Here is a 1,424-nt window from a genome sequence, read left to right as displayed (position 1 = left end):
GCTAAGCGGTCCCCTTAACGTTCCGGCACCGGGCAGGCGTCAGTCCGTATACATCGTCTTACGACTTCGCACGGACCTGTGTTTTTAGTAAACAGTCGCTTCCCCCTGGCCACTGCGACCCCCACCAGCTTCGAAAGCTAGTTTCTACACCGGCAGAGGTCCCCCTTCTCCCGAAGTTACGGGGGCAATTTGCCGAGTTCCTTAACCACAGTTCACCCGATCGCCTTGGTATTCTCTACCTGACCACCTGAGTCGGTTTAGGGTACGGGCCGCCACAACACTCACTAGAGGCTTTTCTCGGCAGCATAGGATCATCCACTTCGCCACAATCGGCTCGGCATCACATCTCAGGATACACGCGAGGCGGATTTGCCTACCTCGCTCCCTACATGCTTACCCCAGGACTACCATCGCCTGGGCTGGACTACCTTCCTGCGTCACCCCATCGCTTACCTACTACCCCATCGGATCGAGCGTTCAGCCTCACCCCGATCCCGAAGGACCAGAGGACTTAAGGACTCTTAGCATCAGGAGGTTCGATATGGGCGCATTGAAGCGGGTACGGGAATATCAACCCGTTGTCCATCGACTACGCCTGTCGGCCTCGCCTTAGGTCCCGACTTACCCTGGGCGGATTAGCCTGGCCCAGGAACCCTTGGTCATCCGGCGCGAGGGTTTCTCACCCTCGATTCGCTACTCATGCCTGCATTCTCACTCGCACAGCCTCCACGGTTGGGTCACCCCACCGCTTCACCGGCTGCACGACGCTCCCCTACCCATCAACAGAAGCTATGCCCTGTCAATGCCACGACTTCGGCGGTGTACTTGAGCCCCGCTACATTGTCGGCGCGGAATCACTTGACCAGTGAGCTATTACGCACTCTTTCAAGGGTGGCTGCTTCTAAGCCAACCTCCTGGTTGTCTCTGCGACTCCACATCCTTTCCCACTTAGCACACGCTTAGGGGCCTTAGTCGGTGATCTGGGCTGTTTCCCTCTCGACTACGGAGCTTATCCCCCGCAGTCTCACTGCCACGCTCTCACTTACCGGCATTCGGAGTTTGGCTGACGTCAGTAACCTTGTCGGGCCCATCGGCCATCCAGTGCTCTACCTCCGGCAAGAAACACGCGACGCTGCACCTAAATGCATTTCGGGGAGAACCAGCTATCACGGAGTTTGATTGGCCTTTCACCCCTACACACAGGTCATCCCCCAGGTTTTCAACCCTGGTGGGTTCGGTCCTCCACGAGGTCTTACCCTCGCTTCAACCTGCCCATGCGTAGATCACCCCGCTTCGGGTCTACAGCATGCGACTCAAACGCCCTATTCAGACTCGCTTTCGCTACGGCTCCCCCACACGGGTTAACCTCGCCACACACCGTAACTCGCAGGCTCATTCTTCAAAAGGCACGCAGTCACATCACA

Annotated in this window: 1 rRNA gene; it reads right to left on the bottom strand. The window is 57.5% G+C overall.

The annotated features are described in order from the left end of the window. Positions 1-1,424: ribosomal RNA gene (locus ACWDLG_RS45035) — 23S ribosomal RNA — on the bottom strand; the annotation flags it as partial.

Source organism: Nonomuraea sp. NPDC003727 (genome assembly GCF_053586935.1).
This window is presented reverse-complemented; position numbering and strand designations above follow the sequence as displayed.